This is a genomic window from Pseudomonas marvdashtae, assembly GCF_014268655.2.
Lineage (GTDB): Bacteria > Pseudomonadota > Gammaproteobacteria > Pseudomonadales > Pseudomonadaceae > Aquipseudomonas > Aquipseudomonas marvdashtae.
The window spans coordinates 4,271,106-4,296,015 of record NZ_JABWQX020000001.1; the positions used below are offsets into that span (position 1 = coordinate 4,271,106).

The 24,910-nt window shown below is 61.4% G+C and carries 24 protein-coding genes; 13 read left to right on the plus strand and 11 right to left on the minus strand.

Annotated features, from left to right (window positions below; genetic code table 11):
• Positions 1-46: 46 nt before the first annotated feature.
• The 3 genes from relA to cysM form a co-directional block, all read right to left on the minus strand.
• Complete coding sequence (gene relA, locus HU742_RS19360; protein WP_186644714.1) at positions 47-2,293, minus strand: GTP diphosphokinase; 2,247 nt, start codon at positions 2,291-2,293, stop codon at positions 47-49.
• 101 nt (positions 2,294-2,394) lie between these two features.
• Positions 2,395-3,765: a 23S rRNA (uracil(1939)-C(5))-methyltransferase RlmD gene (rlmD, locus tag HU742_RS19365; RefSeq protein WP_186644713.1), complete on the minus strand. Its 1,371-nt coding sequence runs from the start codon at positions 3,763-3,765 to the stop codon at positions 2,395-2,397.
• On the minus strand, positions 3,765-4,667 hold the full coding sequence (gene cysM / locus HU742_RS19370; protein WP_186644708.1) for a cysteine synthase CysM: 903 nt from the start codon (positions 4,665-4,667) through the stop codon (positions 3,765-3,767). The genes rlmD and cysM overlap by 1 nt, the downstream gene beginning before the upstream one ends.
• 256 nt (positions 4,668-4,923) lie before the next feature.
• On the opposite strand from cysM, the gene HU742_RS19375 reads away from it, so the two are divergent.
• The 6 genes from HU742_RS19375 (at position 4,924) to HU742_RS19400 (ending at position 11,886) form a co-directional block, all read left to right on the plus strand.
• A complete protein-coding gene (locus tag HU742_RS19375) occupies positions 4,924-5,406 on the plus strand; it encodes a helix-turn-helix domain-containing protein (protein ID WP_186644706.1) in 483 nt (160 codons plus the stop codon).
• Positions 5,407-5,548: 142 nt separating this feature from the next.
• Entirely contained in the window at positions 5,549-6,757 is a 1,209-nt protein-coding gene (locus HU742_RS19380; RefSeq protein ID WP_186644704.1) for an MFS transporter, read from the plus strand.
• A gap of 388 nt (positions 6,758-7,145) precedes the next feature.
• A complete protein-coding gene (locus HU742_RS19385; RefSeq protein WP_186640585.1) occupies positions 7,146-9,896 on the plus strand; it encodes a response regulator in 2,751 nt (916 codons plus the stop codon).
• Positions 9,897-9,962: 66 nt separating this feature from the next.
• Entirely contained in the window at positions 9,963-10,952 is a 990-nt protein-coding gene (locus HU742_RS19390) for a 2-hydroxyacid dehydrogenase (RefSeq protein WP_186644702.1), read from the plus strand.
• 95 nt (positions 10,953-11,047) lie between these two features.
• Positions 11,048-11,482 carry a hypothetical protein gene (locus HU742_RS19395; protein WP_186614412.1) on the plus strand — a complete coding sequence of 145 codons (435 nt, stop codon included), beginning with the start codon at positions 11,048-11,050 and terminating at the stop codon, positions 11,480-11,482.
• A complete protein-coding gene (locus HU742_RS19400) occupies positions 11,482-11,886 on the plus strand; it encodes an META domain-containing protein (protein WP_186640581.1) in 405 nt (134 codons plus the stop codon). Before HU742_RS19395 ends, HU742_RS19400 begins: the two co-directional genes overlap by 1 nt.
• Positions 11,887-12,010: 124 nt before the next feature.
• On the opposite strand, the gene HU742_RS19405 is transcribed toward HU742_RS19400, so the two are convergent.
• Positions 12,011-12,478 carry a TlpA disulfide reductase family protein gene (locus HU742_RS19405; RefSeq protein WP_186644700.1) on the minus strand — a complete coding sequence of 156 codons (468 nt, stop codon included), beginning with the start codon at positions 12,476-12,478 and terminating at the stop codon, positions 12,011-12,013.
• An 80-nt stretch (positions 12,479-12,558) separates the two neighbouring features.
• On the opposite strand from HU742_RS19405, the gene arsC reads away from it, so the two are divergent.
• Genes arsC through HU742_RS19420 form a run of 3 tightly spaced genes read left to right on the plus strand, consistent with a single transcriptional unit; the run spans position 12,559 to position 13,932 of the window.
• Complete coding sequence (gene arsC, locus HU742_RS19410) at positions 12,559-12,912, plus strand: arsenate reductase (glutaredoxin) (protein ID WP_186640577.1); 354 nt, start codon at positions 12,559-12,561, stop codon at positions 12,910-12,912.
• The gene (wrbA, locus tag HU742_RS19415) at positions 12,909-13,514 is read left to right on the plus strand and encodes an NAD(P)H:quinone oxidoreductase (protein ID WP_186614404.1); all 606 of its coding nucleotides are present in this window, start codon (positions 12,909-12,911) and stop codon (positions 13,512-13,514) included. The genes arsC and wrbA overlap by 4 nt, the downstream gene beginning before the upstream one ends.
• Positions 13,507-13,932: a DUF2069 domain-containing protein gene (locus tag HU742_RS19420; protein ID WP_186644698.1), complete on the plus strand. Its 426-nt coding sequence runs from the start codon at positions 13,507-13,509 to the stop codon at positions 13,930-13,932. The genes wrbA and HU742_RS19420 overlap by 8 nt, the downstream gene beginning before the upstream one ends.
• A 22-nt stretch (positions 13,933-13,954) precedes the next feature.
• Here the strand turns inward: HU742_RS19420 and HU742_RS19425 are convergent, their stop codons facing one another.
• Positions 13,955-14,629 carry a DNA-3-methyladenine glycosylase I gene (locus tag HU742_RS19425; protein WP_186644696.1) on the minus strand — a complete coding sequence of 225 codons (675 nt, stop codon included), beginning with the start codon at positions 14,627-14,629 and terminating at the stop codon, positions 13,955-13,957.
• Between the two features lie 66 nt (positions 14,630-14,695).
• Positions 14,696-15,520 (minus strand): tRNA 2-thiocytidine(32) synthetase TtcA, encoded by an 825-nt coding sequence (gene ttcA, locus HU742_RS19430; protein WP_186644695.1) that lies wholly within the window; start codon positions 15,518-15,520, stop codon positions 14,696-14,698.
• Between the two features lie 299 nt (positions 15,521-15,819).
• On the opposite strand from ttcA, the gene HU742_RS19435 reads away from it, so the two are divergent.
• Both HU742_RS19435 and HU742_RS19440 read left to right on the plus strand, forming a co-directional pair.
• Complete coding sequence (locus tag HU742_RS19435) at positions 15,820-16,422, plus strand: Yip1 family protein (RefSeq protein WP_186614396.1); 603 nt, start codon at positions 15,820-15,822, stop codon at positions 16,420-16,422.
• 157 nt (positions 16,423-16,579) lie between these two features.
• Complete coding sequence (locus tag HU742_RS19440) at positions 16,580-17,074, plus strand: SprT family zinc-dependent metalloprotease (protein ID WP_186644694.1); 495 nt, start codon at positions 16,580-16,582, stop codon at positions 17,072-17,074.
• 32 nt (positions 17,075-17,106) lie between these two features.
• Here the strand turns inward: HU742_RS19440 and HU742_RS19445 are convergent, their stop codons facing one another.
• Both HU742_RS19445 and HU742_RS19450 read right to left on the minus strand, forming a co-directional pair.
• A complete protein-coding gene (locus HU742_RS19445) occupies positions 17,107-18,288 on the minus strand; it encodes a CaiB/BaiF CoA transferase family protein (protein WP_186644693.1) in 1,182 nt (393 codons plus the stop codon).
• A 208-nt stretch (positions 18,289-18,496) separates the two neighbouring features.
• Complete coding sequence (locus tag HU742_RS19450; RefSeq protein WP_186640567.1) at positions 18,497-19,849, minus strand: dicarboxylate/amino acid:cation symporter; 1,353 nt, start codon at positions 19,847-19,849, stop codon at positions 18,497-18,499.
• A gap of 335 nt (positions 19,850-20,184) precedes the next feature.
• Here HU742_RS19450 and HU742_RS19455 point away from each other — a divergent pair, with 335 nt between their 5' ends.
• The gene (locus tag HU742_RS19455) at positions 20,185-21,183 is read left to right on the plus strand and encodes an AraC family transcriptional regulator (protein ID WP_186644692.1); all 999 of its coding nucleotides are present in this window, start codon (positions 20,185-20,187) and stop codon (positions 21,181-21,183) included.
• 10 nt (positions 21,184-21,193) lie between these two features.
• Here HU742_RS19455 and HU742_RS19460 read toward each other — a convergent pair whose 3' ends face one another.
• The 3 genes from HU742_RS19460 to HU742_RS19470 form a co-directional block, all read right to left on the minus strand.
• Entirely contained in the window at positions 21,194-22,540 is a 1,347-nt protein-coding gene (locus tag HU742_RS19460; protein ID WP_186640564.1) for an ATP-binding protein, read from the minus strand.
• Positions 22,537-23,214, minus strand: a complete 678-nt coding sequence (locus HU742_RS19465) for a response regulator (RefSeq protein WP_025215075.1) — start codon at positions 23,212-23,214, stop codon at positions 22,537-22,539. The genes HU742_RS19460 and HU742_RS19465 overlap by 4 nt, the downstream gene beginning before the upstream one ends.
• 96 nt (positions 23,215-23,310) lie before the next feature.
• A complete protein-coding gene (locus tag HU742_RS19470; RefSeq protein ID WP_186640562.1) occupies positions 23,311-23,910 on the minus strand; it encodes a hypothetical protein in 600 nt (199 codons plus the stop codon).
• A 142-nt stretch (positions 23,911-24,052) separates the two neighbouring features.
• Between HU742_RS19470 and HU742_RS19475 the strand changes: the two genes are divergently transcribed.
• Positions 24,053-24,841 carry a dienelactone hydrolase family protein gene (locus tag HU742_RS19475; protein WP_186644691.1) on the plus strand — a complete coding sequence of 263 codons (789 nt, stop codon included), beginning with the start codon at positions 24,053-24,055 and terminating at the stop codon, positions 24,839-24,841.
• Positions 24,842-24,910 lie beyond the last annotated feature (69 nt).

Below are 24,910 nucleotides of genomic sequence, written 5' to 3' on the forward strand. Positions count from 1 at the left end.
AACTCTGTGGGAGCGAGATTGCCCGCCCCCACAATTGGCTCACGGATCATCCCGGCGTACGGTTACGCCGGGTCTCGATGATGTTCGGCAGCTGGGAAATCCGTCCCAGCAGCCGCCCCAGCGCGTCCAGGCCCGGGATCTCGATGGTCAGGGACATCAGCGCCGTGTTGTCCTCCTTGTTCGAGCGGGTGTTGACCGCCAACACGTTGATGCGCTCGTTGAGCAACACCTGGGACACGTCACGCAGCAGACCGGAGCGGTCGTAGGCGCGAATGATGATGTCCACTGGATAAGTGAGCACCGGCACCGGGCCCCAACTGACCTGGATGATGCGCTCGGGCTCGCGACCGGCCAGTTGCAGCACCGAGGCGCAGTCCTGGCGGTGAATGCTCACGCCACGGCCTTGGGTGATGTAGCCGACGATTGCATCGCCCGGCAACGGCTGGCAGCAGCCGGCCATCTGTGTCATCAGGTTGCCCACGCCCTGGATCTGGATGTCGCCGCGCTTGCCGGGCTTGTAGCCGGTGGCCTTGCGCGGGATCAGCTCCAGTTGCTCGTTGCCGCGCTCCGGCTCCACCAGTTGCTGGGCCAGGTTGACCAGTTGCGCCAGGCGCAAGTCGCCGGCACCGAGGGCCGCGAACATGTCCTCGGCGGTTTTCATGTTGGCTTTTTCAGCCAGCTTGTCGAAATCCACCTGCGGCAGGCCGAGGCGACTCAGCTCGCGCTCGAGCAAGGTCTTGCCCGCCGCGACGTTCTGGTCGCGGGCCTGCAACTTGAACCAATGGACGATCTTCGCCCGCGCACGGGAAGTGGTGATGTAGCCCAGGTTCGGGTTCAGCCAGTCGCGGCTCGGCGTGCCGTGCTTGCTGGTAATGATTTCGACCTGCTCGCCGGTCTGCAGGCTGTAGTTGAGCGGCACGATCCGCCCGTTGATCTTCGCGCCACGGCAGTTGTGGCCGATCTCGGTATGCACCCGATAGGCGAAGTCCAGCGGCGTCGCGCCCTTGGGCAGGTCGATGGCATGGCCATCGGGGGTGAAGATATAGACCCGGTCCGGTTCGATGTCGACCCGCAGCTGTTCGGCCAGGCCGCCGATGTCACCCAGCTCCTCGTGCCATTCGAGCACTTGGCGCAACCAGGAGATTTTCTCTTCGTAGTGGTTGGACCCGGACTTGACGTCGGTGCCCTTGTATTTCCAGTGGGCGCAAACGCCCAGCTCGGCTTCCTCGTGCATGGCGTGGGTGCGAATCTGCACTTCCAGCACCTTGCCTTCGGGGCCGATGACCGCGGTGTGCAGTGAGCGGTAGCCGTTTTCCTTCGGGTTGGCGATGTAGTCGTCGAACTCCTTCGGAATGTGCCGCCACAGGGTATGGACGATGCCGAGCGCGGTGTAGCAGTCGCGCATTTCCGGGACCAGTACGCGAACGGCGCGAACGTCGTAGATCTGGCTGAATTCCAGGCCCTTGCGCTGCATTTTTCGCCAGATCGAATAGATGTGCTTGGCCCGGCCACTGATGTCGGCTTCGACGCCGGTGGCCTGCAACTCTTCGCGCAATTGGGTCATGACGTCGGTGATGAACCGTTCTCGATCCAGGCGGCGCTCGTGCAGCAGCTTGGCTATCTGCTTGTACTGGTCGGGCTCCAGGTAGCGGAAGGACAAATCCTCCAGCTCCCATTTGATGTGACCGATACCCAGGCGGTGGGCCAGCGGCGCATAGATGTCGAAGACTTCCCGGGCCACGCGATTGCGCTTCTCGTCGTCGGCGGATTTCACCGCACGGATTGCGCAGGTGCGCTCGGCCAGCTTGATCAGCGCGACGCGCACGTCGTCGACCATTGCCACCAGCATCTTGCGCAGGTTTTCCACCTGGCCCTGGGTTCCCAGCACCATCGACTGGCGCGGGCTGAGGCTGGCGCTGATAGCGGCCATGCGCAGCACGCCATCAATCAACTTGGCGACCACGGTGCCAAAGCGCTGGCTGACCATCGGAAGCTGGATCTGCCCTTCGCGCACGCCGCGGTACAGCACCGCCGCCACCAGCGAGTCCTGGTCGAGCTTGAGGTCGGCGAGGATTTCGGCGATTTCAAGGCCCGTCTGGAAACTCGAGGTGCCTTCGGACCAGAGGTTCTTCGCCGCGTTGTGTTGCTGTTCCGCCTCGCGAGCGAACTCGCAAGCGGCCTTCAAGGCTTCGCGATCCAGTGCCGTGTCGATACTGACCGCGTGATCGAGCCAAGCCTCGAGATTGATACTGCCGTCGGTGTTGATCGGCTGGTGTGCTCTCACCTGTACCATCTTTACTTACCTTCCCTACGACGCAGATTCAATGCGTCAACATCGCTGACCTTCGTTGCTCGTGTTTCCACCCAAGGCTGTGGTGGGTTGGCACGAACGGGTCAATCGGACAAGCCATCCTGGCTCGCTTCAAATAACGCCATGGCCTCGACATGCGCCGTTTGAGGAAACATATCGAGAATCCCGGCACGTTTTAACCGGTAGCCCTGCTTGATCAATTCGACCGTGTCCCGAGCCAAAGTTGCCGGGTTGCACGACACATAAACCAACCGTCTGGCACCGAGGGACGCCAGCTTGCGTACCACCTCGAAAGCACCGTCACGGGGTGGGTCCAAGAGTACCGCAGAAAAGCCTTCGCCGATCCATTCGGCATCCGCCAATGGCTGGGATAAATCGGCCTGAAAAAAGGCAGTGTTATTCAAATTGTTGCTGACGGCGTTAGCGGCCGCGCGGTCCACCATAGTCTGTACACCTTCCACGGCCACCACCTCGCGTACCTTCCTGGCCAGCGGCAAGGCAAAGTTGCCCAGGCCGCAGAACAGGTCCAGCACGCGCTCATCCGATTGAGGCGCCAGCCATTGCAGGGCCTGGGCGATCATCGCTTCGTTGACGGCGGCGTTGACCTGGATGAAATCCCCCGGCCGGTACGCCAGTTCCAGATCCCAGCTATCCAGGCGAAACCCCAAGGCTTGGCCGGGCTCGACCGGTTGCGGCTCGCCTTCACCGTGAAGCCACAACTGGGCCTCATGAAACCCGCAGAAATCCTTGAGAATCGTCAGGTCGGCCTCAGACAACGGCGCCATGTGGCGCAGCAATACCGCGAGGGACGAGCCGGCGAACAACTCCACATGACCCAACGCCTGGGGTTTGCTCAAGCGTCGCAGCATCTCCGGCAAGCGGCTCATGATCGGTTGCAAGGGCTGTACCAGCACCGGGCATTGATCGATGGCGACGATGTCCTGGCTGCCGACCGCACGGAAACCGACTTCAAGCTTTTTCGCCTTCTGGTCCCAACGCACGGCCACGCGGGCGCGGCGTCGATAACCGAACTCCGGCCCACTCAAAGGCTCGGCCCATTCGCCTGGCTCAACGCCTGCAACTCGGGACAGTTGCTCGGCGAGCATGCGCTGTTTCAGGGCAAGCTGTTCGGCATGGGGCAAATGCTGGACGCTGCAGCCACCGCAACGACCGGCATGGATGCACGGTGCCGGACGACGCAGTTCGCTGGGCGAAAACACCCGCTCGGTGCGCGCCTCGACCACTTTGCCATGGGCACCGAGCACGCGCGCCTCGACCTCTTCACCGGCCAGCGCGCCGATGACGAACCAGGTCCGACCCTCGACAAACGCAATTCCCCGGCCATCATTGGCCAGGCGTTCAATGGTCAAGCGCTGCTTTTTACCGGTGGGCACCTGCGGGGCCCGGCTTCCGCCGCTGGGCTGGAAGCGCAAGCCTCTTTCATGCTTGGCCATCAGTTGGGCGCGTCGAAAATGCCGGTCGACAGATAACGGTCGCCACGGTCACAGATGATCGCGACGATCACCGCGTTCTCGACTTCTTTCGACAGACGCAGCATCCCCGCCACGGCACCGCCCGACGACACGCCGCAGAAAATGCCTTCCTCACGCGCCAGGCGACGGGTCACGTCCTCGGCTTCGCTCTGGGCCATGTCGATGATCCGGTCCACGCGGTCGGCCTGGTAGATCTTTGGCAGATACTCTTCGGGCCAGCGTCGGATGCCGGGGATGGCCGAGCCTTCCATCGGTTGCAGGCCGATGATCTGCACGTTCGGATTTTGTTCTTTCAAGTAGCGCGAGGTGCCCATGATGGTGCCGGTGGTGCCCATCGAGCTGACGAAATGAGTGATCGTGCCGTCGGTCTGGCGCCAGATCTCAGGACCGGTGGTGGTGTAGTGGGCCTCGGGATTGTCACCGTTGGCGAACTGATCGAGCACCTTGCCCCGGCCTTCGGCCTGCATGCGCTCGGCCAGGTCCCGGGCACCTTCCATGCCCTCCTCCTGGGTGACCAGGATCAGCTCGGCGCCATAGGCAGTCATCGCCGCCTTGCGCTCGGCGCTGGAGTTGTCGGGCATGATCAGGATCATCTTGTAGCCCTTGATCGCCGCCGCCATCGCCAGAGCAATACCGGTGTTGCCGGACGTCGCCTCGATCAGCGTATCGCCGGGCCGGATCTGCCCGCGCAATTCGCCACGGGTGATCATCGACAACGCCGGCCGGTCCTTGACCGAACCCGCCGGGTTGTTCCCTTCGAGCTTGAGCAAAAGCGTATTAGTGGTCTCGCCGGGCAAGCGCTGCAAGCGGACCAGCGGAGTGTTGCCGACGCAATCGGCGATGGTTGGGTACTGCAGAGTCATGGCGTATTCGCAATCCGGACTGCGGGGGCGCCTATCATACCGGCAAACCCGGCGAGGCCATATCACGCAAAGTAAGGGGGTTATGGCTTATGGGAATAAGCGAGGCGAACGTTGCGTGCGCTTTTGGGTGGAGGTAGCCCTTCCCTACAGAGCCGAGCGCTCGGATCGCGCATGCATACCAGCTGTAAGCACTGTCCGTCATATCCTTCCTGCCTGCTTGTGGGTTCGTTCCTTTTATATAAATGAGCAAGCATTCATGGCTACCGGGCTTCGCACCGTGTTGTTTAAGGTAGTACCGCTACAACGTACGAGCAGGATGCAGAGCAAAACGATGGTCAACGCTTGGTGGAAACAAAAAGATTCGCAGCTCAGCGCCCGACAGGCTTCTGGGCAACGCTTGCGCAACCTATTGGAAGAATACGACATCGCCCCCTCGGCATTCGCCGAGGTGCTGCGTGTTAGCCCTCAATGCCTGACGAACTGGAGCGTACGGGGTGTGCCTCGGTTGTGGATGGCGCAGTTGGCACGTTTGCTGAGTGTCAGTGAAGTGTGGCTGGCGACGGGGGAAGGCGAGCGGGCACGAGACATACATCGGGAGCTAGAACAGAAGGGATTAGGCCTCGAACACATCCCTGATGAAAGCACCATCCCATTCCGACCTGAGGGACATACGCCTGTTACTGAGGAAGTGGCTGCCGCAAGGTGTCCGCGAAAAAACGCAAACAAACGGATGACCTGATGCCGCTTTTAACATCGGCGGGGCTGAAGCCAGACGCAAATGGATGTTTGCTTCAAACCATCCTCGTGAGTCCCCTCCTCTGCAAGTGGATTTGTTACTGCCCACTTGCATATTTGCTCAACCACCCACTTAGGCGCCGATCATGGCAAATCCCTACCGCGAACTTTTCACTACCCCGGGCGTCATGGGGTTAGTGATCGCGAGTTCCATTGCCCGGCTACCACAGGCAATGATCGGCATCGGCATCATCACCATGTTGGTGCAGCAGACGGGCCTTTATTGGCTGGCGGGCGCGGTCGCCGGTACTTTTACCTTGGCGAATGCACTTATCGGTCCGCAAGTATCGAAACTTGTTGATCAGCGGGGGCAACGTCGGGTTCTGCCCTTTGTGACGGCCTTCAGCATTGGTATGTTGCTCACGCTGATCATTGCCGTCTACCTGAGCGCTCCAGTCACACTGCTGTTTATTCTCGCGGCATTGGCGGGCACGATGCCGAGCATGCCCGCCATGATAAGAGCACGCTGGACGCAGCTTTTCCGTGGCAAGCCAGAGTTACACACGGCGTTCTCCTTGGACACGGTTCTAACCGAACTCGCCTTTATCATCGGCCCACCACTTGCCATTGGTTTGAGCGTCAGCTTTTTCGCGGAAGCCGGGCCGCTTGTAGCCGTTTTGTTGCTGGTTGTCGGCGTGACGGCTTTTCTTATGCAGCGGCAGACAGAACCGAAGGTGGTCGTGGGCATTAGAAGGAGCGCAAGCTCGACCCTACTTATCCCCGGCGTTCGTACTATCGTGCTAGCGCTCTTGGCAATGGGTGTGATTGGCGGATCAATCGACGTGGCGGTTGTGGCCTTCGCCAACGTACAAGGCTGGCCGGCGGCTGCCAGTTTCATCCTGGCAGCCTATGCGCTCGGTTCAATGATCGCGGGTCTGACGTTCGGCGCTTTAAGGATTTCCTTGCCAATTGAAAAGCAGTTCTTTATCGGGGTGCTGATAACGGCAGTCACTGCCGTGTTGCCCATTCTTTCACCGAACGTCTACATCCTTTCCGGGATGTTATTTGTTGCAGGTATGTCATTTGCGCCAACGATGGTCGTCGTCATGAATCTCGGCTCGATCATTGTTCCACCGTCAAGGATCACCGAAGGACTTACGTGGATGACTACAGGCATCAGCATCGGCGTAGCGCTCGGTGGCGTATTGGCAGGACTGGTCATCGACGTCTATGGCGCGCAGGCAGGGTTCGGCGTCGCGATTGTCGCGGGCCTGGCCATGGTGGTGATCGTGCTTTTGGGGCTGCGTACACTTCGTGCCACGTCTGCGGTTTGTACGGAGCTAAACTTCCAGTGATCAGCACTCTGGGCTTCGTCGGGGCATCGATCTGCTGGCAACGGGTGCGCCCCCCCCACGAACGACCTTGATCAGGGGCTGATTACTTACATCGGCACATGGTGATCCTGAAGCCAGGGGTAATTGCATCCGCTTAAAATACGCGGACACAGTCGCCCTTATCGGCCGGGCGAGGAAGATGTGTTCCCCCGGTCCCCTTTCGATAGTAGTGAATTAATCCTGCGTCGCTGCCTGCCTTAAGGAGATCTGAAGTACCCACTGATCTTTGTTGTCCTCGGTTGACACGAATTTTACAAAGATCCCCCACCCGCAAATCGCTACACTGCGCAGGTGTTGCGTGCCGGATGCGCGCAAAGCTCAATCAGACCGCTGGATGCAGGAGACAAGCGTGCTCAAGAAACTGGGAATCAAAGGCCGTGTGTTGTTGCTGACGCTGTTGCCGACCAGCCTGATGGCATTGGTCCTGGGTGGTTATTTCACCTGGATGCAGCAATCGGACCTGCACGCCCAGTTGCTGCAACGCGGTGAGATGATCGCCGAACAGCTGGCCCCGCTGGTCGCGCCGGCCATGAGCCGCCAGGACACCGAACTGCTGGAGCGCGTCGCCACCCAATCCCTTGAACAGACGGACGTACGCGCCGTGACCTTCCTGGCGCCCGACCGCACGCCCATGGCCCATGCCGGCCCGACCATGCTCAACCGCGCGCCGGAGGGCAACAGCAGCCAGTTGCTGCAACGCACCGGCAACGACGCCACCCGTTATTTGCTGCCGGTGTTCGGCAAGCACCGCAACCTGGCCGGTGAATTGGTTCCCGAAGAAGCCGACCGCCTGCTGGGCTGGGTCGAGTTGGAGTTGTCCCACAGCGGCATGTTGCTGCGCGGTTATCGCAGCCTGTTCGCCAGCCTGCTGCTGATCGCCGCTGGCCTGGGCTGCACCGCCCTGTTGGCCTTGCGCATGGGGCGCACGATCAATCGCCCGCTGAGCCAGATCAAGCAGGCCGTGGCGCAACTCAAGGACGGTCACCTGGAAACCCGCCTGCCGCCGCTGGGCAGCCAGGAGCTGGACGAATTGGCGTCGGGTATCAATCGCATGGCCGGCACTTTGCAGAATGCCCAGGAAGAGTTGCAGCACAGCATCGACCAAGCCACCGAAGACGTGCGCCAGAACCTCGAAACCATCGAGATCCAGAACATCGAGCTGGACCTGGCCCGCAAGGAAGCGCTGGAAGCGAGCCGGATCAAATCCGAATTCCTGGCGAACATGAGCCATGAAATCCGCACGCCGCTCAACGGCATCCTCGGCTTCACGCATTTATTGCAAAAAAGCGAACTGACCCCGCGCCAGCTCGACTACCTGGGCACCATTGAAAAATCCGCCGACAGCCTGCTGGGCATCATCAACGAAATCCTCGATTTTTCGAAGATCGAGGCCGGCAAGCTGGTGCTCGACAGCATTCCGTTCAACCTGCGGGACCTGTTGCAGGACACCCTGACCATCCTCGCCCCCGCCGCCCACGCCAAGCAATTGGAACTGGTGAGCCTGGTCTACCGGGACACACCGCTGTCGCTGGTGGGCGACCCGCTGCGCCTCAAGCAGATCCTCACCAACCTGGTGAGCAACGCCATCAAGTTCACCCGCGAAGGCACCATCGTTGCCCGGGCCATGCTCGAGGACGAACACGAAGACAGCGTTCAACTGCGCATCAGCATCCAGGACACCGGCATCGGCCTCTCCAGCCAGGACGTGCGAGCGCTGTTCCAGGCCTTCAGCCAGGCCGACAATTCCTTGTCCCGGCAACCCGGCGGTACCGGGCTGGGCCTGGTGATTTCCAAGCGGCTGGTGGAACAGATGGGCGGGGAAATCGGTGTCGACAGCACACCGGGCGAGGGTTCCGAATTCTGGATCAGCCTGCGCCTGCCCAAGGCTCGTGACGACGTCGAAGACTTGCCAGGTCCTCCGTTGCTCGGCCGGCGCGTGGCCGTTATGGAAAATCACGAGCTGGCCCGCCAGGCCTTGCAACATCAGCTCGAGGACTGCGGACTGCAAGTCACGCCATTCAATACGCTGGAGAACCTGACCAACGGCGTCACGGTCGCCCACCAGACCGATCAGGCGATCGACCTGGCCGTGCTCGGCATCACCAGCAATGACATGCCACCGGAACGTCTCAACCAGCATATCTGGGACTTGGAACACTTGGGCTGCAAGGTGCTCGTGCTATGCCCGACCACCGAACAGACGCTGTACCACCTCTCGGTACCCAATCCTCATAGCCAGCTGCAAGCCAAGCCGGCCTGCACCCGCAAGCTGCGCCGGGCGCTGTCCGACCTGGTCAACCCACGCCCGCCACGCAACGAACCCAACGAACCGGTGGCCAGCCGCGCGCCGAAAGTGTTGTGCGTAGACGACAACCCGGCCAACCTGCTGCTGGTGCAGACGCTGCTCGAAGACATGGGCGCCCGGGTGCTGGCGGTGGAAAGCGGATACGCGGCGGTCCAGGCTGTGCAAAAGGAAACCTTCGACCTCGTCTTGATGGACGTGCAGATGCCCGGCATGGACGGTCGACAGAGCACCGAGACGATCCGCCAGTGGGAAAGCGAACGCCATTGCACGCCGCTGCCCATCGTCGCCCTCACCGCCCATGCCATGGCCAACGAGAAGCGCGCGTTGCTGCAAAGTGGCATGGATGACTACCTGACCAAACCCATCAGCGAGCGCCAACTGGCCCAAGTGGTACTCAAATGGACCGGCCTGGCGTTGCGTAACCAGGCGCCGGATCGGGCGGTCGAGGCCCATGGCGGCAGTGAGCTACTGGTCCTCGATCATGAGGAAGGCCTGCGCCTGGCCGCTGGCAAGGCCGATCTGGCGGCAGACATGCTGGCGATGCTATTGGCATCCCTGGAGGCCGACCGTGAAGCGATTCGCCAGGCCAGCGAGGCCAACGATCACAACGCCCTGATTGAACGGGTCCATCGCCTGCACGGGGCCACACGCTACTGCGGCGTACCGCAACTGCGCGCGGCCTGCCAGCGCAGCGAAACCCTGCTCAAGCAGCAGGACCCAAAAGCCGCAGCCGCCTTGCAAGAACTGGAACACGCCATCAATCGCCTGGCCAACGAGGCACGCATCAGCGCCTGACCCAGCGCAAGGGTCATCGGCGCGATCGCTGCTAGGCTGGGCTCATCCCAATGCCAGGAGGCCGTCATGCGCGCCATTCTTTTCAGCAGCCAGACCTACGACCGCGACAGTTTCAGCAAGGCCCCACTACCGGCAGGCCTTGAGTTGCAGTTCCAGCCGGCGCGGCTGAACCTGGACACCGTGGCCCTGGCCGAACGGCATGAGGTGGTCTGCGCATTCATCAACGACGACCTGAGCGCCCCGGTGCTGGAACGGTTGGCCGAGGGCGGCACGCGGCTGATCGCCCTGCGCTCGGCGGGCTACAACCATGTCGACCTGCCCGCGGCCAAACGCCTGGGGTTGAGCATCGTCCGGGTGCCGGCCTATTCGCCCCACGCCGTCGCCGAACACGCCGTGGCGTTGATCATGGCGCTCAACCGATGCCTGCACCGCGCCTACAACCGCACCCGGGACGGCAATTTCAGCCTCCACGGGCTGACGGGCTTCGACTTGGTGGGCAAGACCGTCGGCGTGATCGGCACCGGCCAGATCGGCGCGACTTTCGCCCGGATCATGGCCGGCTTCGGCTGCCAATTGCTGGCATACGACCCTTACCCCAATCCACAGGTCGAGGCCTTGGGTGCCCGCTATTTGCCCTTGGCCGATTTGTTGGTACAAGCGCAGATCATCAGCCTGCACTGCCCACTCAATGAACAGAGCCGGCACCTTATCAACGCTGATTCCCTAAGCTCGATGCAGCGCGGCGCCATGCTGATCAACACCGGGCGCGGCGGTCTGGTGGACACGCCGGCACTGATCGACGCGTTGAAAAGCGGCCAACTGGGCTACTTGGGCCTCGACGTCTATGAGGAAGAGGCCCAACTGTTTTTCGAAGACCGCTCCGACCTGCCCTTGCAGGACGATGTATTGGCGCGGCTGCTGACCTTTCCCAACGTGGTGGTCACGGCGCACCAGGCGTTTTTGACTCGGGAAGCCTTGGCGGCGATCGCCGCTACCACACTGGACAATATCGCGGCCTGGGCCGAGGGTGCGCCACGCAATCTCGTGGAAGGCTGAACGCCTGCGCCCTCTCCCGGCAGTGGAAGTTCGTCGCCTGCGGACCATGGGCAGCCCTGCCCCGTGCTAGCATGTCGCGCCTATTTGGAGGACCCATGGCCGAACACGATTTCCGCTACACCCTGATGAACCCGCAGCACACCTTGACCGAGGTCCGCGCGCTGGCGCCGGGCCGTTACCAAGTCACCGGCAACGGCGGTTCGATCCAGGCCAACGACGTTCTGCTCGTGACCCTCAAGGGCAGCAAGGACTTGTCCATGCGACTGACCGTGGACACCGTTCGGCATCTGCTCAAGCCGATGGGGCAATGGACCGCCATGACCACCGGCCCGGTGTTCGGCGAGCTGGCGATCCACACCTGGCAGGTCAATTGCGACCGCTGCGCCAAGGCGCTGAGCTTCGAATTCGCCGTCGATGCCAAGCTCGGCACCAAGGCCCAGAAACCGGCCGCCACCGCGCGCATCGCCGAGTTGGGTTGGACGACTGTCGGTGAAAAGCACGTATGCCCTCAATGCCAGGAAGCCGCTTGATGAGACGCCTGGTCCTGTCCGCGCTGATCGGCGCCGGCCTGATGGGTTGCGCCGCCGAGCCGGTGCAACTGCAACAGAACCGCAGCTACATTCTCGAATGGATCGGTGAACGGCCGTTGATGGACTACAGCCACCTGACCATCACCCTCGGCGATGACGGTCGCGCCTATGGCAACGCAGGCTGCAACCATTGGTTCGCGCCGTACACGCTGGAAGGCGACCGGCTGAGTTTCGGCAAGATCGGCAGCACCCGCAAACTCTGCGGTCCGGCGGTGATGGAGCAGGAAACGCGCTTTTTGCAGGCGCTGGAGAAGGTCGAGCGCTGGGACATCTCGCCGATCGAACAGACGCGCTTCTGGCCAGCCCAGGGCAAGCCGCTGCGTTGGTGGTTAGAGGAAGGCTGAGCACTGTCCTGCTTGATCGTTCCCATGCTCCGCGTGGGAATGCCTCTTGGGACGCTCCGCGTTCCGCTTCTGGGACGCAGAGCGTCCCGGCCTGCATTGCCCACGCGGAGCGTGGGAACGATCATCACTTGAGCGCCTGCAACGCCTCAAGCTTCGCCATCACCCCCGCCGCCGTCTGCTCCCCCAGCAGTTGTTCGCGGACCTTGCCCTGGGTATCGATGATGTAAGTGACGGGCAGCCCTTCACTGCGCGGGATATCGAAGAACTCAGCCGGGTCCTGGGCCAGGACGGTGAAACGAATGCCCATTTTTTCGCTGGCGCTCTTGAGTTCCTCGCCCTGCACGTGGTCGAAATTGACCCCGAACACGCCGACGTTTCGCTCCTTGAGCTGGTCGGCCAAGGCATTGAACTCGGGAATTTCCGTGCGGCATGGCGCACACCATTCGGCCCAGTAATTGAGCACCACCCAGTGTTTGTCCAGCCGCTGCGACGCAATCGGCTGGCCGTTCTGGTCCACTCCGTAATCGTTGCCGCAGCCGGCGAGCATCAAAATACCGATGAAAGTCAGTGCCGCCGCCAATCGCCTTGCCATGTGTCGATCCTTGTCTGAGGTGCTAGGGACTTCGCAGCACAGTAGAATAGCCGCCACCTTACGCAAGATGCGACCCGCTCATGACTGATCTGACGCTTTATCACAACCCGCGTTGCTCAAAATCCCGCGGCGCGCTGGAACTGTTGGAGGCCCGTGGCCTGTCACCAACGGTGGTCCGCTACCTCGAAACCCCGCTGGATGCCGCGCAACTTGAGCGCCTGCTGGGCAAGCTCGGCATCGAGGCCCGGCAATTGCTGCGCACTGGCGAAGATGAGTACAAGACCTTGAACCTGGCAGACCAAAGCCTGAGCCAGGCGCAGTTGATCGCCGCGATCGCCGACCACCCGAAACTCATGGAGCGACCGATCCTTGAGGCCGGCGACAAGGCCGTGATCGGTCGCCCACCGGAAAAGATCCTGGAGATCCTGCCGTGAGTACGCCGTACATCCTGGTGTTGTATTACAGCCGCAGTGGTTCCACCAACGAAATGGCCCGGCAGATCGCCCGAGGCGTCGAGCAGGCCGGCCTGGAAGCCAGGCTGCGCACCGTGCCGGCGATTTCCACCGAGTGCGAGGCCGTGTCGCCGGACATCCCGGAACAAGGTCCGCTCTACGCCAGCCTCGATGACCTGAAGAACTGCGCCGGCCTGGCCTTGGGCAGCCCGACCCGTTTCGGCAACATGGCCGCACCGCTCAAATACTTCCTCGACGGCACGAGCAATCTCTGGCTGACGGGAGCGCTGGTGGGCAAGCCGGCCGGCGTGTTCACCTCCACCGCGAGCCTGCATGGCGGCCAGGAAACCACCCTGCTGTCGATGATGCTGCCCTTGCTGCATCACGGCATGTTGATTACCGGCCTGCCCTACAGCGAATCGGCCCTGATCGACACCCAAGGTGGCGGTACGCCCTACGGCCCGAGCCACCATGCTGGCGCCGACGGCAAGAGCGGCTTGAACGAACATGAAGTCGCCCTGTGCCGTGCCTTGGGCTTGCGCCTGGCGAAAACCGCTCTGCTGCTGGAGAACGGCCGTGGCTAAAAAGCCGAAGATCCTGCCGCCGACCCGGTGGCTGGAGCCGCGTGTACGCATCGCTCGCAACATGAGCCTGCTGTGCTTTTTCGGCCTGGTGGGGCTGCTCAGCGCGTATTACCTGCTGATCGCCGACCTGCACGGCGCGCGTCCCTGGGTGATCCTGTCGATCGAGCTGGTGCCGCTGTTGATTCTGGCGCCGGGCATGCTCAGCGGCAGCGCGCGCGGGCATTCGTGGATGTGCTTCGTGGTGAACCTGTATTTCATCAAGGGCGCGCTGGCGGCCTACGACCCGAACCGACAGCTGTTCGGCATGCTGGAAATGGCCGCGAGTGTGGCGCTGTTCTGCTCAGCCTTGCTGTATGTGCGATGGCGGTTCCAGTTGAACCGGCGGTTGGCTGGCGAGGGTGAGCCTTCGGCTGCCTGAAACACGCCTTCGCAATGCAGGGTCAATGGTTGACGGTGTAAGCCAGCATCATGGAGATCTGGCTCATCGGCCGCCCGCCACTTTCTTCATGCCACTGGTTGAACGCGTTCTGCACCGTCGCCAGGTCCCGCAGACTGGTCGGGATTTTATCGACGATTTCCTGGGCGTTGAGCGCCGCCACCACGTCATAGCTGGGCACGAAGGTGTCCTTGCCCATCATCCGCAGGAAACGCGGCGCCGACAGACCGCCGAGCTGATGGCCGTGTTTTTTCAGGTAGGTCCACAGGCCGACAATGTCGGTCACTGGCCAGTCGGCGATCAACGCGCCGAAACTGCCCTTTTCATGGGCCACATCCAATACGAGCTGCGCATTGCGCGGCACGCTCTTGAGCTTGCCCAAGTGGCGAATGATCCGCGCGTCCTGCATCAGCCGTTCCAGGTGCTCGGCGCTCATCAGCACGACTTTTTCCGGGTCGAACTTGAAAAACACCTCTTCGAATGCCGGCCATTTAGCGTCCACCAGGCTGTGCTTGAGCCCGGCGCGAAACACCCGCAGCGCCATGGTCGAGAGGTAGCGGTCGTCGCTGATCTTGCGCAGTTGCGCCGGGGTCTTGGGAATCGGCAGGTGGGCTTCCAGTTCAGCCGCTGAACCAAAGCGGTTCAGACAATACTCGTGCAGCCACTTGTAATCGCGCATGCCCTCTCCTGGTTTAAAAATGAAAACGGCGCTCGCGAGCGCCGTGAATAAAAGCCGTTGGGACCGTCAGAGGTTCACCACATTGACGAACCGCGGCGTGGCGCTTTCGTCGATACGCAGGTTGGTGAAGTCGAACAGGTTGCGGTCCGCCAGTTGCGACGGAATGACGTTCTGCAAACCGCGGAAGATGCTCTCGGTACGGCCTGGGGTCTTGCGTTCCCATTCCTGGAGCATCTCCTTGACCACTTGGCGCTGCAGGTTTTCCTGGGAGCCGCACAGGTTGCAGGGAATGATCGGGAATTGCTTGAAATCCGAATAGGCCTGGATGTCTTTCTCGTTGCAATAAGCCAGCGGGCGAATGACCACGTTGCGTCCGTCATCGGCGCGCAGCTTGGGCGGCATGGCCTTTAGCGAGCCGTTGTAGAACATGTTCAGGAAGAAGGTCTCGACGATGTCGTCGCGGTGATGCCCCAGGGCCATCTTGGTCGCGCCGATCTGGTCGGCAAAGGTGTAGAGCGTGCCACGGCGCAGGCGCGAACACAGCGAACAAGTGGTCTTGCCCTCGGGAATCAGCTCCTTGACCACCGAATAGGTGTCTTTCTCGACGATGTGGTATTCAATGCCGAGAGACTCGAGGTAGGCCGGCAGCACATGCTCGGGAAAACCGGGCTGCTTCTGGTCCATGTTCACGGCAACGATGTCGAACTTGATCGGGGCAACCTTCTGCAAATGCATCAGCACGTCGAGCAAGGTGTAGCTGTCCTTGCCGCCGGACAGGCAGACCATGACCTTGTCGCCATCCTCGATCATGTTGAAATCGGCGACCGCCTCACCGGCCAGGCGGCGCAGGCGCTTTTGCAGTTTGTTCTGATTGACCGTAAGAGTGCCCATGACGCGAAATCCGTGAGGTGTGACGAAAGGCCGGCATTTTACGCAAAAAAAACCGAATGTGGCACGGCCCTTTGTGGCGAGGGAATTCGCCACACCTACGATTTCTTCCACAGATCAAGCCGCGATTAACCCGCTTCGTTACAGCGCGATTTGCTCTAAGCCGCCCATCCCCCTCGCGGCGACTCCTTTCTATACTGCGACATAAGGTCGCACACACTTACAGACCTTCACTTACCCGGCCATTTGGCCCGTAGGCGCTCCGTTGGGGGGCGATGGCAATAACAAAGGAGTGACTGACTATGATCCATCATGTCGTGGGGCTCTTTACCCACCCTGGTCAAGAATGGAAGGAAATCCGTGGCGATCAGGAGGAAAGCATCAGCCACATGTACCTCACCCACACGCTGATCCTGGCGGCGATCCCCGCCGTATCGGCGTTCATCGGCACCACGCAGGTGGGATGGGTCATCGGCAATCGTCCACCGGTCATGCTCACCCAGGAAAGCGCGCTGTGGATGACCGTCATGTCGTACCTGGCCATGTTGGGCGGCGTGGCGGTGATGGGCGCCTTCATCCACTGGATGGCCCGCACCTACGACGCCAACCCGAGCCTGGCCCGTTGCGTCGCGTTCGCCACTTACACCGCGACGCCCCTGTTCATCGGCGGCCTGGCAGCACTCTATCCGCATATGTGGCTGGGGATGATCGTCGGCACTGCAGCGATCTGCTACACGGTCTACCTGTTGTACGTGGGCTTGCCGACGTTCATGAACATTCCCCAGGATGAAGGCTTTCTGTTTTCCAGTTCGGTGCTCGCCGTCGGCCTGGTCGTGCTGGTAGCCATCATGGCGTTCACGGTGATTGTCTGGGGGCTGGGCGTTGGTCCGGTCTATACCAACTGAAGATTTGAAGCTCTTCCATAAAAAAGAATCTGCCAACACAGGCCGCCGCAAGGCGGCCTTTCTGCGTCCGGAACTGCCGAAACGACCATTGGGCGCCTGGGCGATTCGCAACGGCGGACGCTTGCGGCATACTCGGCTTTCTGGAGACCCGTAAAGCATGCTCGAGCAACTCAATACCCGCGTCGAAGAGTGTTACCAACAAGCCGAATCCTTTTTCAAACGTCCTTTCAAGCGCCCGGTCGTCAGCCTCAAATTGCGCGGCCAGAAGGCCGGCGTCGCGCACCTGCATGAAAACCTGCTGCGCTTCAATCCACAGTTGTATCGGGAAAACGCCGAGGATTTCCTCAAACAGACGGTCGCCCATGAAGTCGCGCACCTGATCGCCCACCAATTGTTCGGCGACCGCATCCAGGCCCACGGCGAAGAATGGCAATTGATTATGCGCGGGGTCTACGAACTACCGCCCAACCGCTGCCACACCTATGAGATCAAGCGCCGCACCGCCACCCGCTACATCTACAAATGCCCTTGCGACGGCAGCGATTTCCCGTTCACGGCCCAGCGCCACAGCCTGGTACGCCAGGGGCGGCGGTATTTGTGCCGAAGCTGTCGCAATACCTTGGTGTTCAGTGGGGTGACCAGGGTGGAATAGCGGGCTTGCTCGCGAAGGGGCCCAAAAGGGCATTACAAAATCACCTTGGCACCCCGCAATTGAGCGATCCGCTCAACACTGAACCCCAACGCACCCAATACCTGATCCGTATGCGCCCCCAGTCTCGCCCCTATATGCCGAGACTCGGGCAACCCTGCGGAAAACTTCAACGGACAGGCCATCTGCGCTTGAGTCGCCCCCTCCCCACGGGGCACTTGTGTCACCAGTTCCCGAGCCTGTAACTGCGGATGCCGCACAGCTTCTTCCAGGCTCAGCACCGGTTCGACGCAAGCATCGACGCCTGCAAACAAGCTGCACAGCTCGGCAAAGTCATGTTTCTCGAACTCGGCTTGCAGCGCCTGTTTGAGCGCCTGTTGCTGTTCAGGCTTGGGCGACAGCCCCAAGGTCGCCAGCTCCGGCCGTCCCAAGGCGTCGCACAGTGCCTGCATGAAGGCCGGCTCCAGACTGCCCACCGACATCCAGCGACCATCGCGGGTGCGGTAATAGTCATAGAAGCTGCCGCCGTTGAGCATCTGCTCCTCCCATCCCGGTTCCACACCGCAGGCCAGGTAACCGGCACCGGCCATGGCGTTGAGGCTGAACACACAGTCGGTCATGCTCACGTCCACGTGCTGGCCCTGCCCGGTCTGCTGACGGGCAATGACCGCCGCCAACAGCCCGATCACCCCGTGCAACGAACCACCGGCAATGTCCGCCGCCTGGATGCCCAGCGGTAACGGCCCGCTGTCGGCCCGGCCGGTGTGGCTGGCCAGCCCCGCCAGGGCCAGGTAATTGATGTCATGGCCGGCGCGGTCCTTATAGGGCCCGGTCTGGCCGTAGCCGGTGATCGACACGTAGATCAGCCGTGGATTGATGGCTTTCAAGGCCTCGTAGCCCAGGCCCAGCCGCTCCATCACGCCGGGGCGGAACTGTTCCAGCAGGATGTCGTAGTCCCCCAGCAACCGCGTGACCACCTCCAACGCTTCCGGCTGCTTGAGGTCCAGGGCCAGGCTGCGCTTGTTGCGGTTGAGGTAGGCATGGCTGGCCGATACGCCTTGGTCATGGGGCGGCAGTATCCGCAGCAGGTCCTGACGGGTCGGCGATTCGATGCGCAACACCTCCGCCCCCATGTCCGCCAGCAACAGTGAGGCGAACGGGCCGGGCAGCAGGGTCGAGAAATCCAGAACCTTGAGCGATGCCAGTGGGCCTTGCATGGAAGAACTCCGCTTGAACGATGCGTTCAAGACTAGGCAGGGTCTGGCGCTGGGGCAATTACCGTGAGTGTCGTTCGGGCTGACAAATCTGCTCAGTAGGCTTTCGTGGCGAGGGAGCTTGCTTACTCGCCACAGAAGCGCGCCAGCTTCAAAATTGAGAACCAATAAAAAAACCCGCCGAAGCGGGTTTTTCATTGCAGCCTGAAGATTACCTTACAGTGCCGGGAGCAGAGGATTCAGCCGCTGCAATCTGCGCCGCCGCGATCTGCTCGTCATCTTCACGAACATCGGAAATACCGCGACCACCGGAAGCCAGCTCGGTCTGCAACTGGTCTTCGTCCAGTTCATTGACCCACTTGGCAACCACGATCGTGGCAACGGCGTTGCCCACCAGGTTGGTCAGGGCGCGGGCTTCGGACATGAAGCGGTCGATACCCAGGATCAGCGCCAGGCCAGCCACCGGCAAGGTGCCCACGGCCGACAGGGTGGCCGCCAGTACGATGAAGCCGCTACCGGTCACGCCAGCCGCACCTTTGGACGACAGCAACAGCACCAGCAGCAGGGTGATCTGGTGAGTCAGGTCCATTGGGGTGTCGGTGGCCTGGGCGATGAACACCGCCGCCATGGTCAGGTAGATCGAAGTACCGTCGAGGTTGAACGAGTAGCCAGTCGGGATGACCAGGCCTACGACAGACTTCTTGGCACCCAGGCGTTCCATCTTGATCAGCATGCGCGGCAGGGCCGATTCCGACGAGGAAGTACCCAGCACGATCAGCAGTTCTTCACGGATGTAGCGGATCAGCTTGACGACGCTGAAGCCGTGGGCGCGGCAGATGGCACCCAATACCACCAGCACGAACACCACGCAGGTGATGTAGAAGCAGATCATCAGCTGGCCCAGTTGCACCAGCGAACCGACACCGTAGGCGCCGATGGTGAAGGCCATGGCACCGAACGCACCGATAGGCGCCAGCTTCATGATCATGTTGATGATGATGAACATCACGTGGGCGAAGCGATCGATGAAGTCCAGCACCGGCTTGCCGTAGGCACCCAGGCGATGCAGGGCGAAACCGAAGAGCACCGAGAACATCAGCACTTGCAGGATATCGCCGTTGGCGAACGCACCAACGATGGTGTTCGGGATCACGTTGAGGATGAAGGCGATGATGCTCTGGTCTTTACTGGCATTGATGAAACCGGCGATCTTGCTGGTGTCCAGGGTCGATACGTCGATGTGCATGCCGGCGCCCGGTTGCACGACGTTGACCACGACCAGGCCGATCAGCAAGGCAAGGGTGGAAACGATTTCGAAGTACAGCAGCGCATAGCCGCCGGTCTTGCCCACCGATTTCATGTTCTGCATGCCGCCGATGCCGCTGACGACGGTACAGAAGATGATCGGGGCGATGACCATCTTGATCAGTTTGATGAACCCGTCACCGAAGGGCTTGAGGGCAACGCCGGTCTGCGGGTAGAAGTGGCCGAGCAAAATGCCGATGGCAATGGCTACGATCACCTGGAAATACAGGGATTTGTACAGTGGCTGACGAGTCGTCATGGCAAAACCTTCCTCAAGAGTCCCGTGTGACAACATCCGCCTGTTGTCCACGGCACCTCAATTGCGAACCCTCCTGCACTGGAGGGATTTGTTTTTGTCGGCTGCACGCTGCAGACCTGCGTACTGCATCGCAAGGCGCGTGCCATTTTTGCGAAACGCCCTACAAGCGCCATTACAGACGGTGTTTGTGTATTTCCGAAGGATTGAACACAAGCCTAAACGTGGCGGATATCCGCCAACCTGCCGCTTACCACTCCTGGATTTGGCGGATATCCGCCTTGTCGAGCCTGAAGTCCCTGCTAACATCGCCTCGCTTAACGGACGGATCAGTGCCCATGCGCCAACGCACCATCGCCAGTCACTTCGCCCGTGCAGCCCTCGGTGGCGCACGCCGGCAAGGTTTCGACTGCCTTCCCCTGCTGCAACAGCTGGGCATCAGCCCCGAGCTGCTGGACGAACCGCGGGCGCGCATCGCGCCAGAGCAATTCGCCCGCCTGTTGCAGGCGCTGTGGTTGGCGCTGGAGGATGAATATCTGGGATTCGGCCGGGTGACGAGTAAACCCGGGACGTTTGCCATGATGTGTCACACGTTGATCCACTGTCGGACGCTGGGCAAAGCCCTGCAACGCGGTTTGTTGTTCTACAGCCTGTTTGCCGACGCCCCGCGCCTGACGCTGGAAGCTGAAGGAGACCGGGTACGGTTGAGCCTGGATGAGTCGACGCTGCGTGACCCCGAGCATTTCCTGGCCGAAAGCCTGCTGGTCATCTGGCATCGCCTCGGCAGTTGGCTGATCGGCCAGCGGATCGGTCTGGAACAGGCGACGTTCAGCTATGCCAAGCCGCCCCACGGCGCCGAATACGACCTGCTGTTCCCCTGCCCGCTGGTGTTCGAGGCGCAACGCAGCAGCCTGTTGTTTCATGGCCGCTACCTGGAGATGCCGCTGCTGCAGGACGAGCGAACCCTCAAGCGTTTTCTCGAACGCTCCCCCGCTGACCTGCTGTCACGCCCGGACGATGGCCACAGCCTGACCAGCCAATTGCGCCGCCTGCTCAGCCGTGACACGGCGCGCTGGCCGGACCTGGACAGCGTCGCCGCGCATTTGCACATCAGCGCCCAGACGCTGCGCCGGCACCTTCGCGAGGAAGGCACCAGCTTCCAGGAGCTCAAGGATCAGCTGCGGCGGGATATCGCCATCTACCATTTGGGAAGGGCCGATCTGTCGTTGCAGCAGATTGCCGAACAGCTCGGGTTCTCCGAGCCATCGGCGTTTCACCGGGCGTTCAAGAAGTGGACGGGGGTGACGCCGGGGGCTTATCGGGAGCTGGAAAAGTGATTTTTTAGTTTCAAGCCATCGGAAAATGAATCCGAAACGCCGCCCCACCCAGCTCTGAATCACCCAAGGCCAATTTCGCGTCATAGCTCTCGATGATGTCCTTGACCACCGCCAGGCCAATCCCCTGTCCCGGATGCTGGCGATCCAGCCTTTCGCCACGTTCAAGGATCCGTGCACGCTGGTCCGGCGGCACGCCCGGACCATCGTCTTCAATACTCAACTCCGTACCGCCGAGGGTCTGGTGCACGCTGACCCGCACCACCCCCAGGCATAGCCGATAGGCGTTTTCCAACAGATTGCCGAGCATTTCCAGCAGCGCGCCCTGTTCGATGGGCACCTGGCAGTGCTCCGGCAGGTCGAATTCGACGTGCACGCGCTTGTCGCGGTACACCTTGTCGAGCGTGTCGCACAGGCTTTGCAGGACGGGGCGCAAGCGCACCTGGTGGCGCACCAGGCCGCTTTTGCGCAGGCTGGCACGCTGCAACTGATAGCCGATCTGTTGGCTCATGCGTTCGATCTGGGTCTGCAGCACCCAGGCCTGGCCACGGTCCTCGGGGCGCCGGGCCATGTCTTCGCTGACACCTTGCAACACCGCCAGCGGTGTTTTCAGGCTGTGGGCCAGATCATCGAGGGAATCGCGATAACGGCTGCGCTGCTCGCGCTCGCTGTGCAGCAGGCGATTTAGGGAGCCGGTCAAGCGCAACAGCTCCCGAGGGTGCGCAGTGCTGAGGCTTTCGCGGGTGCCGGCTTCGATTTCATCGAGTTCCTGGCTCAGGCGCCGCAGGGCTCGCAAGCCCCAGGTCAGGCCGATCCACAAAAGCGCCAGCAGCACCGCCAGTGCGGCGCCGAACCCCAGGTAGAGGTTTTCCCGCAGGCCTTGCAGGGTCAGCTCATAATCATGCACCGGCTGCAGGGTGACGATACTGAACGCGGCGCTCTGGCCGCCCAGCAACTTGACCTCGACGTCGTAGACGAAGAACTCCTGGCCGTTGTCCTCGCGGATACGCGCGAACTGGTTGCCCTGCCCGTCATAGCGCGGCGTGTAATTGATGTGTTCTTCCTGGGTCGCCTTCGAACGCCAGACCAAGCGCCCCTCGCGATCATAGATGTAGCCCAGCAGGCGAGCATCGGCGAGGTTGAATCGCTCGTCGGGCAACTGCGTGGGCATCTTCAATCGATTGTTATCCACCCGGGCGGCGGAAATCAGCGTGGTCACGTCCGAGGCCAGGCGTTGTTCGATCGACTCCTGCAAGGCCAGGCTGAACGCGCCTTGCATCGCCGGCAGCAACGCCAGCATGAACAGCGCTGACAGCGTCATCGCGGCCAGCATCAGCCGCAGCCGCAGCGAACGAATCACTGGCAGCGCTCGTTGAACAGATAACCCAGGCCACGCACGGTATCGATCGGTTTAAAGCCGGCCGGCGCTTCGAGTTTGCGACGCAGGCGTCCTACCAATACTTCGATGACATTCGGGTCGCGCTCATCGTCGTCCGGGTAGAGTTGTTCCATCAGGCGGTCCTTGGCGACAACTTGCTGGTGATGGCGCATCAGGTATTCAAGGATGCGGTATTCGTAGGCCGTCAAGGCCAACGGCTCGTCGCCCAGGGACGCCTGCTTGCGGTTGAGGTCCAGCAACAGCGGACCGGCGACGATGGTCGACTGGGTAAAGCCGCTGGAGCGACGCAGCAGGGCATTGAGCCGCGCTTCCAACTCTTCGAACTGAAACGGCTTGACCACGTAGTCGTCGGCCCCGGCGGCCAGGCCTTCGACTTTGTCCTGCCAGTTGCCGCGGGCAGTCAGGATCAGGATCGGAAAGGTCTTGTCCTGTGAACGCAGCCGACGAATCAGTTCCAGGCCGCTGATGCCCGGCAGGCCCAGGTCGATCACCGCCAGGTCATGATTGAACTCGCGCACCTGGTACAAGGCTTCTTCGGCATTGGCCACGGCCTGCACCACGTGGCCGCTGTCGGTGAGACGGGTCTGCAAGTGATGACGCAACAACGCTTCGTCTTCGACAACCAGTAGTTTCATGAACCGCTCCCAGGCCAATCAAAACAGCCAATTTCAAACAAAAGGCGCCGGATCGGCTCGGGCCGATCCGGCTGGACATGCTCATTCCCAGGCGGCCTAGAACGTGTAGTTGGCGGACAGGTAGGTCTGGGCGCTGCTGGTCAAGTCCAGCGAACCGACTTTGTTACCGCCGTGCGGGCTCATCTCGGTGCTCGCATTGCTGCGCAGGTAACGGTACCCGAGTTCCACCGAGGTGTTTTGCGAAATTTGTTGCAATACGCCCCCTTGCAGGCCGACGGCATAGCCGATGTCGGTGTCGCGGCTGAAGCCTGGGGAATCCTGGGTCAGCTTGGTCAGGCCCGCCGTGCCGCCACCAAACAGTTTAGTGCTGCTGGTGACCGGATAGAACAGGTCGTAGCTGCCCAGCAGGTTTTCCTGGCGCAACTTGATGCCGTTGTGGCTGCCCGAGACGTTATCGTAGGTGGCGTAGTAGCGACCCTGGTCGTTTTGCCGGCCCAGGCGCAGGCCATAGGTGCTGTCCTTGGCGATGATACCGTCGGCGTTGGGGTTGTTCAGCGCGCTGTTCAAGGCGTTGGATTTCTTGACCTTGTCGCTGGTCTGGCCGAGCGTCAGGCTGGCAAAGTTATCGTCGGCGTGAGCCAGGGCGCTGGCACTCAGAACGGTGAAGGCCAACAGCAGTTTTTTCATATGAGTCATGATCAGGTTCCTTTTGAAGCCGTGGTTGTGTGAAGTCGCAGCCACGTTATCCAATGGTCCCTGAACCCCTCTTGAACGTTCTCTGAACCTGGGCTGAATGAATCGGCTAGTCTGTCCCAACAACTTTTTAAGGAGATCCATCATGCGCAGGTTGCTTGCTGTTGTACTTCTGGCCTTGAGCGGCGCAAGCCACGCCGCCATCCAGACCCAGGAGATCCCCTACACCAGTGCCGACGGCACGAAGCTGATCGGTTACTACGCCTATGACGACGCGGTCAAAGGCCCGCGCCCCGGCGTGGTGGTGGTGCATGAGTGGTGGGGGCTGAACGATTACGCCAAGCGCCGCGCCCGTGACCTCGCTGGGCTTGGCTACAGCGCCCTGGCCATCGACATGTACGGCGACGGCAAGAACACCGAGCACCCCAAGGACGCCATGGCCTTCATGCAGGCGGCGCTCAAGGACGGCAAGGCGGCCAGTGCGCGCTTCCAGGCCGGGCTCGACCTGTTGAAGAAACAACCCCAGACCGACCCGGACAAAATCGCCGCCATCGGTTACTGCTTCGGCGGCAAGGTGGTGCTGGACGCAGCGCGCCAGGGCCTGCCGCTGGCCGGCGTGGTGAGTTTCCACGGTGCCCTGGTCACCAATACCCCGGCGACGCCTGGCAGCGTCAAGGCCAAGATCCTGGTGGAACACGGCGCGCTGGACAGCATGGTCACCGGCGACAACGTGACCGCGTTCAAGAGCGAGATGGACAAGGCCGGCGCCGACTATAAATTCGTCAGCCTCGACGGCGCCAAGCACGGCTTCAGCAACCCGGACGCCGACCGCCTGAGCCACGGCGAACATGGCGGGCCGGACATCGGCTACAACAAGGCGGCCGATGAGAAGTCGTGGGCGGATATGCAGAAGTTCTTCAAAAAAGTTTTCTAGCAGATACCCTCCTGTGGCGAGGGGATTTATCCCCTCGCCACAAAAGCCAGCCATACCCATACAAACGTC